The 14,840-nt window shown below is 69.4% G+C and carries 14 protein-coding genes; 5 read left to right on the forward strand and 9 right to left on the reverse strand.

The features are described 5' to 3' along the window. Positions 1–9 precede the first annotated feature (9 nt). The 6 genes from AC3A6R_RS09625 to AC3A6R_RS09650 are packed head-to-tail and all read right to left on the reverse strand — an operon-like array spanning position 10 to position 6,672. A complete protein-coding gene (locus AC3A6R_RS09625; RefSeq protein WP_487862870.1) occupies positions 10–414 on the reverse strand; it encodes a PaaI family thioesterase in 405 nt (134 codons plus the stop codon). Further along, complete coding sequence (locus tag AC3A6R_RS09630) at positions 411–623, reverse strand: acyl-CoA carboxylase biotin carboxyl carrier protein subunit (protein WP_487862869.1); 213 nt, start codon at positions 621–623, stop codon at positions 411–413. Before AC3A6R_RS09630 ends, AC3A6R_RS09625 begins: the two co-directional genes overlap by 4 nt. Continuing rightward, a complete protein-coding gene (locus AC3A6R_RS09635) occupies positions 620–2,002 on the reverse strand; it encodes an acetyl-CoA carboxylase biotin carboxylase subunit (protein WP_487864363.1) in 1,383 nt (460 codons plus the stop codon). Before AC3A6R_RS09635 ends, AC3A6R_RS09630 begins: the two co-directional genes overlap by 4 nt. Next, positions 1,999–4,080, reverse strand: coding sequence for an acetate--CoA ligase family protein (locus tag AC3A6R_RS09640; RefSeq protein WP_487864364.1), 2,082 nt, complete (start codon positions 4,078–4,080; stop codon positions 1,999–2,001). The genes AC3A6R_RS09635 and AC3A6R_RS09640 overlap by 4 nt, the downstream gene beginning before the upstream one ends. Positions 4,081–4,092: 12 nt before the next feature. After that, positions 4,093–5,097 carry a Bug family tripartite tricarboxylate transporter substrate binding protein gene (locus AC3A6R_RS09645; protein ID WP_487864365.1) on the reverse strand — a complete coding sequence of 335 codons (1,005 nt, stop codon included), beginning with the start codon at positions 5,095–5,097 and terminating at the stop codon, positions 4,093–4,095. A 27-nt stretch (positions 5,098–5,124) separates the two neighbouring features. Continuing rightward, the gene (locus AC3A6R_RS09650; RefSeq protein WP_487864366.1) at positions 5,125–6,672 is read right to left on the reverse strand and encodes an acyl-CoA carboxylase subunit beta; all 1,548 of its coding nucleotides are present in this window, start codon (positions 6,670–6,672) and stop codon (positions 5,125–5,127) included. A gap of 164 nt (positions 6,673–6,836) precedes the next feature. Between AC3A6R_RS09650 and AC3A6R_RS09655 the strand changes: the two genes are divergently transcribed. Next, the gene (locus AC3A6R_RS09655; RefSeq protein ID WP_487864367.1) at positions 6,837–8,555 is read left to right on the forward strand and encodes a sigma-54 interaction domain-containing protein; all 1,719 of its coding nucleotides are present in this window, start codon (positions 6,837–6,839) and stop codon (positions 8,553–8,555) included. Positions 8,556–8,571: 16 nt separating this feature from the next. On the opposite strand, the gene AC3A6R_RS09660 is transcribed toward AC3A6R_RS09655, so the two are convergent. After that, positions 8,572–9,342: a Crp/Fnr family transcriptional regulator gene (locus AC3A6R_RS09660; RefSeq protein WP_487862863.1), complete on the reverse strand. Its 771-nt coding sequence runs from the start codon at positions 9,340–9,342 to the stop codon at positions 8,572–8,574. Positions 9,343–9,432: 90 nt separating this feature from the next. On the opposite strand from AC3A6R_RS09660, the gene AC3A6R_RS09665 reads away from it, so the two are divergent. Continuing rightward, positions 9,433–9,837 (forward strand): BLUF domain-containing protein, encoded by a 405-nt coding sequence (locus tag AC3A6R_RS09665; protein ID WP_487864368.1) that lies wholly within the window; start codon positions 9,433–9,435, stop codon positions 9,835–9,837. Between the two features lie 76 nt (positions 9,838–9,913). Here the strand turns inward: AC3A6R_RS09665 and AC3A6R_RS09670 are convergent, their stop codons facing one another. Continuing rightward, the gene (locus AC3A6R_RS09670) at positions 9,914–10,234 is read right to left on the reverse strand and encodes a DUF2917 domain-containing protein (RefSeq protein ID WP_487862861.1); all 321 of its coding nucleotides are present in this window, start codon (positions 10,232–10,234) and stop codon (positions 9,914–9,916) included. A gap of 169 nt (positions 10,235–10,403) precedes the next feature. Here AC3A6R_RS09670 and AC3A6R_RS09675 point away from each other — a divergent pair, with 169 nt between their 5' ends. Further along, a complete protein-coding gene (locus AC3A6R_RS09675; RefSeq protein WP_487864369.1) occupies positions 10,404–11,387 on the forward strand; it encodes a LysR substrate-binding domain-containing protein in 984 nt (327 codons plus the stop codon). 130 nt (positions 11,388–11,517) lie between these two features. Here the strand turns inward: AC3A6R_RS09675 and AC3A6R_RS09680 are convergent, their stop codons facing one another. Continuing rightward, positions 11,518–12,135, reverse strand: coding sequence for a 5-formyltetrahydrofolate cyclo-ligase (locus AC3A6R_RS09680; protein ID WP_487862859.1), 618 nt, complete (start codon positions 12,133–12,135; stop codon positions 11,518–11,520). A gap of 9 nt (positions 12,136–12,144) precedes the next feature. Between AC3A6R_RS09680 and AC3A6R_RS09685 the strand changes: the two genes are divergently transcribed. After that, positions 12,145–14,178: a lytic transglycosylase domain-containing protein gene (locus tag AC3A6R_RS09685; RefSeq protein WP_487864370.1), complete on the forward strand. Its 2,034-nt coding sequence runs from the start codon at positions 12,145–12,147 to the stop codon at positions 14,176–14,178. After that, a complete protein-coding gene (locus AC3A6R_RS09690; protein WP_487864371.1) occupies positions 14,179–14,730 on the forward strand; it encodes an MgtC/SapB family protein in 552 nt (183 codons plus the stop codon). It abuts the gene before it with no gap. Positions 14,731–14,840: the final 110 nt, after the last annotated feature.

Below are 14,840 nucleotides of genomic sequence, written 5' to 3' on the forward strand. Positions count from 1 at the left end.
CGACAGCACCTAGCGCCCGAGCGCGACGAGCTTGAACACGGCGCGCGCCGTACAGACCACCTCGCCCGCACTGTCACGCACATCGCCTTCGCAGAAGACGGTGCGCGCGCCGCCGCGCAGCACGCGCGCTTCGATCAGCAGGTCGGTCGTGGCGGCAGCAAGAAAATGGGTGCTCATCTCGACAGTGATCACGCCCTGCCCAAGCGGATCGTGCGAGCGGGCGGCCGCGCTCAGCGTGAAGTCGAGCGCGCTCATCATGGCGCCGCCATGCCCATGGCCCCGGCTGTTGACCAGCTCGGGACGCATCGGCAGCCGCGTGCGTGCGCAGCCGGGCTCGAGCCCCACGGCCTCCAGGCCGATGTGCCGCATGAACGGCACGTCGATGCCGAAATAGCCTGTCTCGGCGACGCTCATCCGAGCTCCGCGATGGCCTGGCCCTCCGCGATCCGGTCGCCGACGGCAACGAGCAGCCGGCGCACGACGCCGGCTGCCTCGGCCTCCACCGGGATCTCCATCTTCATCGACTCGACGACGATGAGGACCGCACCGGCTTCGACGGCGGCACCTTCGCTGGTTTCGATGGCGGCAACAAGGCCGGCAATGGGGCTTTCGACTGTGGTCATGGCAGGTTCACTGAGGGAGAAGTTGGGATGGCGGCCACGCGCTGGGCGATGCCGGTGTCGATGCGGCCGGCCCGAAAGTCAGGGTCGACCAGCACGCGCTGGATGAACGGGATGTTGGTCTTCACGCCTTCGATGCGGGTCCGTGCCAGTGCCGCCTGCAGGCGCGAGATGGCCTCGGTCCTGTCGTGGCCGTGCGCGACGAGCTTGGCCACCATCGGGTCGTAGAACGGCGTGACGCAGCTGCCCTCGGCATAGCCGGTCTCCACCCGCACGCCCTCACCCGAGGGCAGCGCGAAGCGCGTCAGCCGCCCCGGTGAGGGCAAAAAGCGCACCGGGTCCTCGGCATAGATGCGCGCTTCGATCGCATGGCCGCTGGCCTGCGGCGGTGCAGGCAGCACGCGCTGCATGGGCTCGCCGGCCGCGAGCCGGATCTGCGCCTCGACGATGTCGATGCCGGTGATTTCCTCGGTCACCGCATGCTCGACCTGCAGGCGGGTGTTCATCTCGAGAAACATGAACCCGTCCCGCGGCGTGTAGAGCGTTTCCACCGTGCCGATCACGTCGTAGCCGATGCGCGACAGCAGCGCCGACAGCAGTCGCCGCATGTCGGCCAGCTGCGCCTCGGGAATGCCTGCGGGGCGCGCCTCTTCCACCACCTTCTGGTGGCGGCGCTGCACGGAGCAGTCGCGCTCGAACAGGATGCGCACCTCGCCGTGGCGGTCGGCCAGCACCTGGAATTCGATGTGGCGTGGTGCCTCCACCAGTTTTTCGAGGTACAGCTCGGCCGATGCGAAGAACTTGGCAGCGATGCCGCTGGCCTTGGCCCAGGCGGCCGCCAGTTCCTGCGCATCACGCGCGGGGAGCATGCCGATGCCGCCGCCACCGCCGGCCGGCTTGACCAGCACCGGGTAGCCGAGGCGCACCGCCGCGGCCAGGGCCTCGTCGCTGCTCGCGAGCACACGCGAGCTGGCGGCCTGGGGCATGCCCTGCGCGGCCATGAAATCGCGCGCCTGCGTCTTGTGCCCGAGCACGCGCAGCCAGTGCGGCGACGGCCCGACGAAGCACAGGCCCTGCGCCTGCACGGCCTCGGCGAAATCGGCGTTCTCCGACAGGAATCCGTAGCCCGGATGCACCGCGTCGGCACCGCTCCGGTGCGCCACTTCGAGCAGGCGCGCCGGGTTCAGGTAGCTCTCCCGGGCGGGCGCAGGGCCGATCGCGAAAGCCGCGTCGGCAAGGCGCACGTAGGGCAGCTCGGCGTCGACCTCGGAGTAGACGGCCACCGCCTCGATGTTCATGCGCTGCAGCGTGCGGATCACGCGTGCGGCCACCGCGCCGCGGTTGGCGACCAGCACACGGCGGGGAAGGCGTGGTGCGTTCATGCGGCCTCCCCCGCCGCCACGGCCGCCACGGCCGCCACGGCATCGACGATGACCGGGGTTGCCGCCCCTCGCGCCACCAGCACCGGATTGGCGTCCACCGACTGCACGTGGCCGGCCTGGGCCAGCATCCAGTCGCCCAGGCGCACCATCATGTCGGCCAACGGCGCCAGCGCCACGGCCTGCATGCCGCGAACGGCGGCGAAGGCCGGCGCCAGCCTCAGCCGCTGGATGGCGGCGAGCGCCTGGTCGCGGCTGAACGGCGCGACGAGGAACTGCACGTCCTTGCGCACCTCGACCAGCACACCGCCGTGGCCGATCATCACGACCACGCCGAACGACGGATCGACATGCGCACCCAACGCCATTTCGAAATCGGCTTGGTGCTGGGCGCCCAGCAGCAGGCCGCCGTCCTGCGCGCCGAGGTCGCGCAAGGTGGCGGCAAAGTCGCGCCATGCCTGCACGGCCTGGGCCGGTTCGCGGATGTTCAGCCGCACCAGCCCGTGCTCCGACTTGTGGGCCACGTCGGCCGAGATGCCCTTGGCGACGAGCGGTGCCGGCAGGGTGTCGAAGGCGGCACGCACCGCTTCTTCGGTCGTGGCGACCGCATGGCGCATCACGGGCAGCCCTGCGGCTTGCAGCAGCGCCAGCGTGGACGGCTCGTCGAGCATGACCGCGGGCCGTTCGGCGATCGGGGCCGCGACGCCCGTTGAAGATAGCGGCCCGGCCTGCGCGGCGAGCAGCGCGAGGCCGCGCAGGGCGGCACGCTCGCTCCAGAAGGTCGGCACGCCTTGCGCCTGGAAAGCCGCCGCCACCCAGTCCTGGTTCACGCTGACGGCCACGGGCACGCCGCTGTCCTGCGCGAAGCGGCTGGCCTGCGCGGCGAAATCCGCGAAGTCGTAGCCCTCGCCGCCGATCGGGAACCCGACGTGCACCAGGTCGACGGCACCGCTGCCGGCAAGCGCAGCCAGCGTGTTGCCGAAGGTCTCGGGCTTGCCCAGCAGGGCCGTGGTCATGTCGATGGGATTGCGCGCGTTCACGTACGGCGGCAAGGCCTGCTTCAATCTCGCGAGGGTGGCAGCGTCGAATGGCGCCATGCACAGGCCGAACTCCTCGGCCGCATCGGCCGACAGCACGCAGGTCGCACCCGAGTTGCTGATGCTCACCACGCGCTTGCCGCGTGCAGCAGGCTGCGACAGGAACAGCGGTGCGTAGTCGATCGCTTCACGGAAGTCGGCGAGCCGCCGGATGCCGTGCTGGCGCAGGAAAGCGTCGGCCAGCGCATCCTCGCCGGCCAGGGCACCGGTGTGCGAACTGGCCGTCGCCTGGCCGGCGCTGGTGCGCCCCGCCTTCACCACGAGGATCGTCACACCGCGCTCGCGCCCCCTTCGCGCCGCTTCAGCGAGGCGGTCGGCGCGGCTCAGGGTCTCGACGTAGAGCACGACGAGTCGGATCTGCGGGTCGTCCATCAGCGCCAGCACGGCTTCTGCGGCACAGACGTCTGCTTCGTTGCCGGTGGAGACCATGTAGCGCACGCCGACGCCTGCGCGGCGCAGCCCGCCATAGAGGATCGCGGCCCCCGCGCCGCTCTGGCTCACGATCGCCACCGGACCGTCGGCCGGCGGGCTCTCGTTGATCATGGTCGAGAAATTGAGGATGGCCCCCGTGGCGAAGTTCGCCACGCCCTGGCAATTGGGGCCGAACAGGCGCAGGCCGCCGCGCCGCGCACGGGCGACCAGGTCAGCCTGCTGAGCGCGCCCGGCTTCGCCCATCTCGGCAAAACCCGACGAGTAGATGACCGCCGCCCTGGCACCCGCGGCGGAGCAGTCGTCGATGGCGGCCGCCACGTCCTCGCCGGCAACGCTGATGACCACCACGTCCGGTGCCTGCGGCAGCGCCTTCAACGACGCGTAGGCGGGCAGGCCCTGCACCTCGCTGCGGTTCGGGTTGATCGGGAAGACGCGCCCCGCATAGCCGTGGCGGCGCATGTAGTGGATCGGCCGGCCACCCGGCTTGATGGGGTTGTCGGAGGCGCCGAGGATGGCCACGGCGCCGGGGCTCAAGGTTTGCAGCAAAGACACGCGAACCTCGTTTCAGTCCAGCGAGATGGCTTCGCGCTGGATCACCTGCTTCCAGTCGGCCACTTCCTTGGCGATCCGTTCGCCGAAAGGCCCGGGCGGCAGCATCGCCATGTCGCCCTGGCTGGTGAGCACGTTGCGTGCGCGCTCGTCCTTGAGCATGCCCTGCGTCGCCTCGTAGAGGCGATCGACGATGGCCGGCGGCGTCCCGGCCGGCGCGAACAGGCCGGCCCAGAAGGTGACGTTGAAGTCGGCATAGCCCGCTTCGGCCATCGTGGGCACGTCGGGCAGCTGCTTCATGCGCTTGGGCGCGGTGACGGCCAGCGGCACCAGCTTGCCCGCGGCGATCTGCGGCAGCGCGCTCCAGGTGTCGAACTGAAGGGCCAGCTCGCCGCTGAGCACCGCCAGCTGCGCCTGCGAGGCGCTCTTGTAGGGCACGTGCGTCGTCTTGACGTCGGCTCGGTTGCTCCACGACGCGAAGGCCAGATGCGCGATGTTGCCCGGGCCCGCCGAGCCATAGCTGATCTTGTCGGGATTGCGCCGGGCGTAGGCGATCACGTCCTTGGGTTCGCGGATCTGGTTCTTGCTTGCCCAGGCGGGGTTGGCCGCCAGGATGAAAGGCGCGTCGAGCAGCATGGCGACCGGCGCGAAGTCCTTCGGCTGGTAGGTGATCTTCTTGTAGATCTGCGGATTGATCGTGATGCTGCTCGAGTTGGTGACCAACAGCGTGTAGCCGTCGGGCGCAGCCCGTGCGGCCTCGCCCACGCCGATGGCGCCGTTGGCGCCGGGCTTGTTCTCCACCACCACCGGCTGGCCCAGTTGCCTGCCGAGCTGGTCCGCCACGCTGCGGGCGATGGTGTCGGTGAACGAACCGGCCGGAAAGCCGACCAGGATGCGGATCGGCTTGCTCGGCCAGTTGTCCGCCTGCGCCTGCGCCGGCGCAATGGCCAGGCACGAGGCGGCCAGGCCCAGCGCGGCGAGGATGCGGCGCGTGGACGGACGGCGATGCGTTTCGGTCATGTTCTTGTCTCCTTCTTGGTTGTTGATTCAGGGGCGCAGGCCGAAGCGGGGAGCTCCCGGCTCGCGCAGCGGCGCGGCCAGATGGACGAATTCGCACAGCAGCCGGCGCGTGTCGCGCGGGTCGATCACCTCGTCGATGCCGAAGGCTTCGGCGGTCCGGAACGGCGAACTGAGGCTGCGCACGCGCTGCTCGATCTCGGCGCGCTTTTGCACCGGGTCGTCCGCGCCTTCGATCTCGGCCTTGTAGGCCACCTCGAGCCCGCCCTCGATCGGCAACGAACCCCAGTTGGCCGACGGCCAGGCGTAGCGGAAGTTGAAGCGCCCCATGTGCTGGTGGCCCGCCGCGGCCACGCCGTAGGCCCGCCGGACGATCAGGCTGCACCACGGCACCGTGGCCTGGTACACCGCCGCCAGCGCGCGCACGCCGTAGCGCATGATCCCGGCCTTCTCGGCCTCCACGCCGATCTGGAAGCCGGCGATGTCCACCAGGTTCACCACCGGCAGATGGAAGGTCTGCGCCAGGTCGACGAAGCGCGTGAACTTCTCGGCCGAGAGGCCATCCCAGCCGCCGCCATAGAAATACGGGTCGCTCGCGACCACGGCCACGGGCCAGCCGTCGATGCGCGCCAGTCCGGTGACGATGGCGCGGCCCCACTGGCGGCCGGTTTCCAGGAACGAACCGCTGTCCACCAGGCATTCGACGATCGGCCGGACCTTGTAGACCTTGCGGCCGTCGCGCGGAATGGCGGACAGCAGCCATTCGTCGCGGCGCGCGGGGTCGTCGCGCACCTCGCCGCGCGCGGGCAGTTCATGCACGGACGACGGCAGGTACGAGAGAAAGCCGCGCACGCGTTCGAAGGCCTCTTCCTCGGTCGCCACCTCGTCGTCGACCACGCCGTTGCGCGTGTGGATGTGGCTGCCGCCGAGTTCGTTCTTGGTCACCGTCTGACCGATGCGCGCCACCACGGGCGGGCCCGCGTTGAACACCTGAGCGGTGTCCTTGACCATGACCGAGTAGTGGCTCGAGGCGACCCGTGCCGCCCCCATGCCCGCCACCGAGCCCAGCGCGAGCGACACGACGGGCACGGTGGAGAGGTTCTCCACCACCTGGCTCCAGACCTTCATGGTCGGCACGCTGGTGTAGCCCTTGGTCTCGATGTTGCGCACCGAACCGCCGCCGCCCGTGCCGTCGACCAGCCGGACCATCGGCAGTCGCAGGTCGTGCGCCATCTTCTCCGCGAAGATGAGCTTGTCGCCCACGGCGCCGTCGTTGGCACCCCCGCGGACCGTGAAATCGTCCCCCACCACGACCACGGTTCGCCCGCCGATGCGCGCGCGGCCCATGACGAGGTTGGACGGCGTGAAATCCACCAGGCGGCCCAGGCTGTCGTACTGGCCCGAGCCCGTCAACGAGCCCACTTCCACGAACGACGCCGGGTCGGTGCAGCCGGCGATGCGTTCGCGCACCGTCAGCTTGCCTGCAGCTTTGTGCCGCGCCACCTTGTCCTCGCCACCGAGCTTCGCCGCCAGCGCGCGGCGGTAGGCGATCTCGTCCACTTCGGGTTGCCAAGTCATGTGTGTATGTCTCCTGGCCATTGCTGCGCAGGGACCGTGCCAACCGTGTAAGTCGTTGATTTCAAAGGCGACTGCTGGGCGGGCGCGCGAGACACGTCCACGACAAGGACACAACCAAGACACTGCTAGAGTGGGTGTCCGCAGTAAACACACGCCGCAAAGACATGCCCGTTCATCCCACGGACCACCGTTTCGGCCTGCTCGCCTGGCACAGCGGCGCGCAAGCGCCGGCCGTGCAGCTGGGGTCGGCGCGCGAACCGCTGCTGCGCGCGGCCGTGGCCAAGGCCGTCGCGAGCGCGCGACTGGCGCAGGCCGACCAGGGCCAGCCGTCCGGCGCGGGGCGCCTGCTGCATGTGGAAACGCCAGGGCCACGCGGCATGTCGCGCCATGTCGTCGTCTGGCTGGCGGATGCGGACACGGAAGTCGCGCTGGTGCGGCCGGCCGACGAATCGGCCGCGCTGTTCGACCTCGCGGCGAGCGTGCCTTTCGCGTACGCCATCCTCAACATGTTCCTGACCAATCCGTACCAGGCCATCACCGTGGCCGATCGCGACGGGCACATGCGCTACATCAGCCCCGTGCACGAGAAGTTCTTCGGCCTGGCGCCGGGCGTGGCGGTGGGGCGCCGTGCGGAAGACGTGATCCCCAACTCGCGACTGCCCCACGTGGCACGCAGCGGCAGGGCCGAGATCGGCGAGCTGCAGGAACTGGGGCGCGGCGTGAGCCGCATCGTCAATCGCATGCCGATCTTCGAGGGCGGCGCCGTGGTCGGTGCGGTGGGGCAGGTGAGCTTCAGCGGCGTGGAGGCCGTCAACCGCATGCAGCAGCGCCTGAACCAGCTGCGCGACGAGGTGCAGCACTACAAGCGGCAACTCAGCGAACTCCAGGGCGGAACGGCCGCGGCAACCATCATGGTGGGCAGCAGTGCGCCCATGCAACGGCTCTCGCGCGAGATCGACGCCGTGGCGAGGCTCGACGTGCCCGTGCTCATCCTCGGCGAGAGCGGCAGCGGCAAGGAACTGGTCGCGCAGGCCCTGCATGCACGTGGGCGCAGCGCCGATGCGCCATTGGTCAGCCTGAACCTGGCCGCCCTGCCCGCCACCCTCATCGAATCCGAGCTGTTCGGCTACGAGGCCGGCGCTTTCACGGGCGGCAAGAAGCAGGGACAGCCCGGCAAGCTCGAGCAGGCCGAAGGCGGCACGCTCTTTCTCGACGAGGTGGCCGACATCCCGATGGAGATCCAGGTCAAGCTGCTGCGCGTGCTCGAAGACCGCCAGGTGCAGCGACTCGGAAGCCAGTTGAGCCGGCGCATGAACTTCAGGATCGTGGCGGCCACGCACCGCGACCTGCGGGCGCTGATCGACAGCGGCCGCTTCAGGCTCGACCTGTTCTACCGCCTCAGCGGCGTGGTGCTGAACGTGCCGGCGCTGCGCCAGCGCCTCGAGGACATTCCCGCACTGGTGCAGCGCTTCATGCAGGCGTTCTGCGAGCGCAACGGCATCGCCCAGCCAGGCATCGCGCCCGGCGTGATCGGCTACCTGGCGCAGCAGCGCTGGCCCGGCAACGTGCGCCAGTTGCGCCAGCGCGTGGAAGAGGCGCTGGTGTTCTGCGACGGCAAGCTGCTCGGCGTGGCGGACTTCGCCCGCCATCAGGATCCGCTCGCCGATGCGCAGCGGATACCGGCGCAAGATCTTTCGTCCGTGTCTGTGACGCGGGCCGGGTCGCCGGCCGGCGGGGCAGTGGCACCGCTGCGGCAGGTCGAATGCCAGGCCATCCTCGATGCGATCGCGCGCTGCGGCGGCAACAAGAAGCTGGCGGCGCAGGAGCTCGGCATCTCGCGCTCGTACCTCTACAAGGTGCTGGGCAGCAGCGCGCGCGCCTGACCGCGGCCTCGGGCCCCTAGATCAGCGGCGTCGGCCGCATCGGCCGTTCGAAATAGTCGCCCAGCCTTTCGAGCGCATGCGGCTCCAGGATGCGCAGCCAGCCGGCATCGAGCTTGTAGAGCCCGAGCGCCTGCAGCTTGCGCAAGGTCTTGTTGGTGTGCACCAGCGACAGTCCGAGCGCATCGGCGATGTGCTGCTGGTTGAACGGAAACTCGACCCAATCGTCGCGCACCATGCCCACACGTTGCGCGCGCCGGTACAGGTGCATCAGCAGCATGGCCACGCGCTCGACCGCGTTGCGGCGGCCCGCGGTCACGAGGTTGTCGTCAACGAGCTTTTCCTCGCGCGCGGCGAGCCAGGTGATGCTGTAGCCGAGCTTCGGCTGGCCATGGAAGAGTTCCCACAGCCGGGCGCGCGAAAAGGCGCACAGCGTGGTGTCGGTCACGGCCTCCACGCCGTGCGTCTGCCCATCGGCGAATTCGTCCTGCAGCCCGATGAAGTCGCCAGGCAACAGGAAGCTCAGGATCTGGCGCCGGCCGTCGCTGAGCGTCTTGTAGCGGAAGGCCCAGCCGGCGTAGAGCGTGAACAGCTCGGGGCTGGGCCGGTGCTCCTCGATGATCGCGCGCCCGGCCGCGACCTGGCGCGAGCCGATCCTGAAGGACTGGATGGTTGCAAGCTCGTCCTGCGATGCCGGCAGGAAGGCGTCGAGCCGGCGCAACGCGCAGTCGTCGCACGGGTTCGGGCCCGCGGGCGGCGGTGCAGGGATGGCGTAGTCCTCGAATTTCACGCCGCACTATAGGTCTTTTGCCTATGTCTTTTCACATTTCGCGACACTTCGGAGGTGCCTAGACTTCATACGTCCCTTGCCTCCGAACGCATGACAGATCACCACGCACTTCACGAAATCTTCTACTGCAGCCTTCTGACGCAAGACCTGCCGCCGACGGCCGTCGGCACCATCGTGACCCAGGCCCGCGCTCGCAACGCAGAACACCGGATCACCGGCCTGCTGGTGTTCGACGGCATGCGGTTCTGCCAACACCTCGAAGGACCCGTGGAAGCCGTGGAGACGCTGATGCACCGCATCGCCCATGACCCGCGGCATACGGAGGTGCGGGTGCTCTACCGCGGCGCATTGGACAGCCGCCGCTACAGCGGCTTCGGCATGGGCCTGGCCGAGAGCGAAGGCCCCGATCTGATGGCCGGCGTCCATGCGCTCGACGGTGAGGCGGCGCTGAAGCACTTCCTGGCGCTGCGGCCCAGCTTCGACATCAGCATCTGAATTCCGGGCAGCCAAAGAAAAAGGCGGCCGAGGCCGCCTTCCGTCCGTGGGAAACACGCGCTGCCCGACGGGCGGCTCAGGCCGGGTCCCACGAATAGGTGGCGCCGTAGCCGTCCCAGGCTTCCATCACGATGCGCCGGCCCCCAGCCACCGTGAGCGACTCGCCCGGTGCGAGCACGAGGTCTTCGCTTGCGCTGGCCGCGTTGGCGTCGGCCGTGACCCAGACGCGGCCCTGCTTGATGCGCAGCACACTGGCGGTGCGGGCACGCAGGCTCATGGCCTCGCCGGGTGCGATCTGCCAGGCGCCACGGCGCACGGCCGGCGGCACGGCAGCGTTGGTGCGGGCAGCACCTGGCAGGGAAGCGAGCGATTCATTGGTGCAGACGGCGGTGGACATAAGAGACTCCTTGGCTGGGCCGATGCGCGATGACAGGACGGGAAGAAACAGGAATTGGCGCAGTTCGGGAATGAATGATCGTTTCCGGGCCGTTGGCAGTCCAATGAAAACGAAGTAGCCTACTGATTCCGAATCCGCATCAATGCCCGGCATCCACCCTTCCCGATCCATGCAGCACTCGCAAACCCACCTGCGCTCCCGCCCGGTCTCGGCCGGCCACCTGCGCGCCTTCGAGGCGGTGGCGCGCCACCTGAACTTTCGCGCCGCCGCCGAGGAAATGGCGCTCACCCAGTCGGCGGTCAGCCGCCAGATCCAGTCGCTCGAGGAAGAGGTGGGCGTGGCGCTGTTCCTGCGCCACACGCGCGCGGTGGAGCTCACGAGCGCCGGTGCGCAGCTGCTGCTCGCGGTGCAGCAATCGCTGCCGCGCATCGACATGGCGGTGCGGCAGATCCGCCAGAGCGCCGGGCGCAAGAACGTCTCGCTCACGACCTTCGCATCGTTCGCATCGATGTGGCTGATCCCGCGGCTCGAGGCTTTCCAGCGCGACAACCCCGAAATCGACATCCGCATCGACGCCAGCGACGTCGCGGTCGACCTCGAAGTGGCCGACGTGGACATCGCGCTGCGCTACGGTCCGCGCGAGAGCATGCCGGCCTCGGCGCTGCGCCTTTTCGGCGAAACGCTCACCCCGGTGGCGAGCCCGTGGCTGCTGAAGAGCAGCCCGCCGGTCAAGACGCCGGCCGACATCGCGCGCTTCACGCTGATCGAAGCGGGCGACGCGCACCGCTCGCACCTCGAATGGCTGACCTGGCGGCGCTGGTTCGAAGTCAACGGCCTCGAACGGGCGCAGCCCCGGCGCTGGCTCTATTTCAACTACGCCTACCAGATGGTGCAGGCGGCGCTCACCGGCCAGGGCGTGGTGCTGGCGCGCAGCTCGCTGATCGCCGAAAGCCTGGCCAATGGCGACCTCGTCGAGGTGCTGCCGCAGCACCGCATGGATTCACCGATGGCCTACTGGCTCATCGCCGGCCCGCGCCAGGCACTGCGGCCCGAGATCAAGGCATTCTCGGACTGGCTGCAGGCGCAGGCGGTGACCACGCGCGAGACGATCGGCGAGGTGCCCGACCCCGACACGGTCGACAATATTGATTGACGCCCCCCGAAGCGCCTGCGGCGCCTCCCCCCACTGGGGGGCAACACCAGCGGCCCGGCAAAGCCGGTTCCGCGGCGTTCACGCTTTGGGCCCTGACACTTCAAGCGCCATGGGACTGACGAGGGCCGGGTCAGCCCACCGGCCAGACGACGCCGTTGTCGTTCAGGATGGCATCCAGCGGCAGGTCGTGCGGCTCGGGCTGGTAGTCCTCGAGAAACGCATTCGTGAAGCCGAGGCCGACCGTGAAGGGCCGCGGCTCGAGCGCGTCCAGCGTGCGGTCGTAAAAGCCGCCGCCGTAGCCCAGGCGGTAGCCGCCGGCGCTGTAGCCCACGCAGGGGACGAACAGCAGCGTGGGCACGATGAGTTCGGTGTCCTTGGGCTTGGGAATGCCGTAGGCGTCCTCTTCCATCTGGCAGCCCGGGTACCAGGCGTGGAAGGTCAGCGTCTTGTGGACCTTGTTCATCACCGGCAGGCCGATGCGGCGGCGCTGCGGCTCGTCCATCAGTTCGCCGTCTTCCTTCCAGCGGTGCAGCGCGGGCAGCGGATCGAACTCGCCCTTGATCGGCCAGTAGGCGCCGATCACCGTGTCGGGTCGCCCCACGAGCCAGATGCGCATCACGCGCTGCAGCAGGTCGGCCCTGGCCAGCCGGTCGGGCATCGCGAGGCGCTGCTCGATGAGCGCCTTGCGCAGTTGTGCCTTGAGAAAACTTGCGGTCGCCGAGGTGCCGGCATCCTGTGACTTGTCCATAATCCCCCGATGCAGTTCCCGAGCATTTTGGCACCCAAGCACCGCGGCCCGCGCCGAGCGGCCTCCGCGCTGGTCTTTTCCACCGTCCTGGCCACCGCCGCCCTGCTCGCGCAGGCGCCCGCGGCAGCGCAACAGGCCAACAGCAACGACGACCTGTTGGTCCAGATGAAGCAGGCGTTCCAGCGCGGCGACAAGGCGCGGCTGGCCGCGCTGCTGCCGCAAGCCCGCGGCCATGCGCTCGAACCCTGGGCCGCCTACTGGGAGCTCAAGGCGCGGCTGAAAGAGGCCCTGCCGAACGAAGTGCAGGACTTCTTCGCGCGCTATCCCGGCTCCTACCAGGAAGACCGGCTGCGCAACGACTGGCTGCTGCTGCTGGGCGAGCGCCGCGACTGGGACGGCTTCTCGGCCGCCCTGCCGGGCTTTCGCATGAACGACGACCCGCAGGTTCGCTGCTACGCGATCCTCGTCGAGTCGCTGCGCACCGGCACCGCCACCCAGGCCCAGGCCGACGAGGTGCGCCGCAACTGGCACGGGCAGAAAGAGGCGGACGACGGCTGCCTCACCGCGGCCGACCGCATGGTCGCAGCCCGGCTGATGTCGCCCAACGACGCCTGGAAGAAGGCGCGCCTGGCCATGGAAGCCAATCGCGCGCAGGCCGCGCGCGGCGCCGTGGCCATCGCCGCACCCGACGCGCTGCCGCTGTTCGAAGAGGTCAATGCCAGCGCCGCGAAGTTCCTCGCGGGCCGCGCCTTCGTGGCCGCCAAGTCGCGCAAGGAAATCGTCGTGCTGGCGCTGATCCGCATCGCCATGGCCGACCCCGAGCAGGCGGCCTCGCAACTCGACGGCAAATGGGGGCCGATGCTCTCGGCCGAAGAACGCAACTGGGTCTGGGGCACCATCGGCCGCCAGGCCGCGAACAAGCTCTCGCCGCTGGCCGGCAGCTACTTCGCCAACGTCACGAAGAACAGCGATCTCTCCGACGACATGCTCGGCTGGCGCGTGCGCGCCGCACTGCGCGCCGGCCAGTGGAAGGAGGTGGCGCCCGCCATCAACGCCATGAGCGAGAACGCCCAGCTGGAGCCGACCTGGATCTACTGGAAGGCGCGTGCGCTCAGCGCGGCGGGCGGTGACGAGCGCCGCGCCCAGGCGCGCGAGCTGTACCAGAGCATCGCCGGCACGCGCGGCTTCTACGAAATGCTCGCGCTCGAGGAGATGGGCCAGCGCATCTTGGTGCCCACGCGCCCGGCGCCGCTCACGGCCGAGGAGAAGAACGCCGCGCGCACCAATCCGTCGCTGGCGCGTGGGCTCTACGCGATCTCGATGGGGCTGCGCTCCGAAGGCGTGCGCGAGTGGAACTACGCCACCAACCTGCACGACCGGGGCGGCATGGACGACCGCTCGCTCCTGGCCGCGGCCGACCTGGCCTGCCAGCGCGAAGTCTGGGACCGCTGCATCAACACCAGCGAGCGCACCAAGGGCGCGATCGATGCCGAGCAGCGCTTTCCGATGCCCTTCCACGACACCGTGCTGCGCAAGAGCCAGGAGATCGGTCTCGACCCGGCCTACGTCTACGGCCTGATCCGTCAGGAAAGCCGCTTCATCATGGACGCCCGCTCGGGCGTCGGCGCCTCGGGCCTGATGCAGGTCATGCCCGCCACCGCGCGCTGGACGGCGCGCAAGATCGGCATGACCGATTTCACGCCGGGCCGCATCAACGAGCGCGAGACCAACATCACCATCGGCACCGCCTACCTCAAGCTCGCGCTCGACGACTTCGACGGCTCCATGGCGCTGGCCGCTGCCGCCTACAACGCCGGCCCCGGCCGGCCGCGCAACTGGCGCAACGGCCCGGTTCTCGACGCCGCGATCTGGGCCGAGAACGTGCCCTTCAACGAGACGCGCGACTACGTGAAGAAGGTGCTCGCCAACACCACCAACTACGCGGCGCTGATCAGCGGCCGTCCGCAGTCGCTCAAGGAGCGCCTCGGCCAGGTCGGCCCGCGCAATGTGGCCGAACCCGAACCTAACAAGGACCTGCCCTAGATGAGTTGGACCACCGAGGTGCTCGACACGGTTGCGGCCGAGTTCTCGGACGCGGCCGATGTCGCCCAGCTCACGCGCATCGTCGTGCGGCTGATGCTCGCGGCGGTGCTCGGCTTCATGCTCGGGTTCGAGCGCGAACAGCACGGCAAGGCGGCCGGCGTGCGCACCCACATGCTGGTGGCGATCGGATCAGCGATGTTCGTGCTGATCCCGCAGCAGTCGGGCATCGAGCCGGCCGACATGAGCCGCGTCATCCAGGGACTGGTGGCGGGCGTGGGCTTTCTCTGCGCCGGCACCATCCTCAAGCAGGGCCGAGGCGAACACCAGGTGCAGGGCCTGACCACCGCGGCCGGGCTCTGGATGACGGCGGCCATCGGCATGGCCTGCGGGCTCGGGCGCGAGGTCACGGCGGTGACGAGCGCGCTGCTGGCGCTGGCGGTGCTTTCCGTGGTGCCGCGCCTGGTCAACCTGGTCGAGCGCCTGGTCGGCCCGCCGCGCGACCCGGGCAAGCGGCGCGTGATCGCTGCGCCCGAGGACGAGCCGCCGCGCTGAAGCGCGCATGCGCCGGGCGCGCACCGCGCATCAATCTGCCGCGGCTTCGGCATCAATGCGGACGCGCAGGCTCGTTAGCATCGAGGGCCTTCCTTTTCCTCTGATCCGCA

The organism is Variovorax sp. Soil_C_19 (assembly GCF_057657255.1).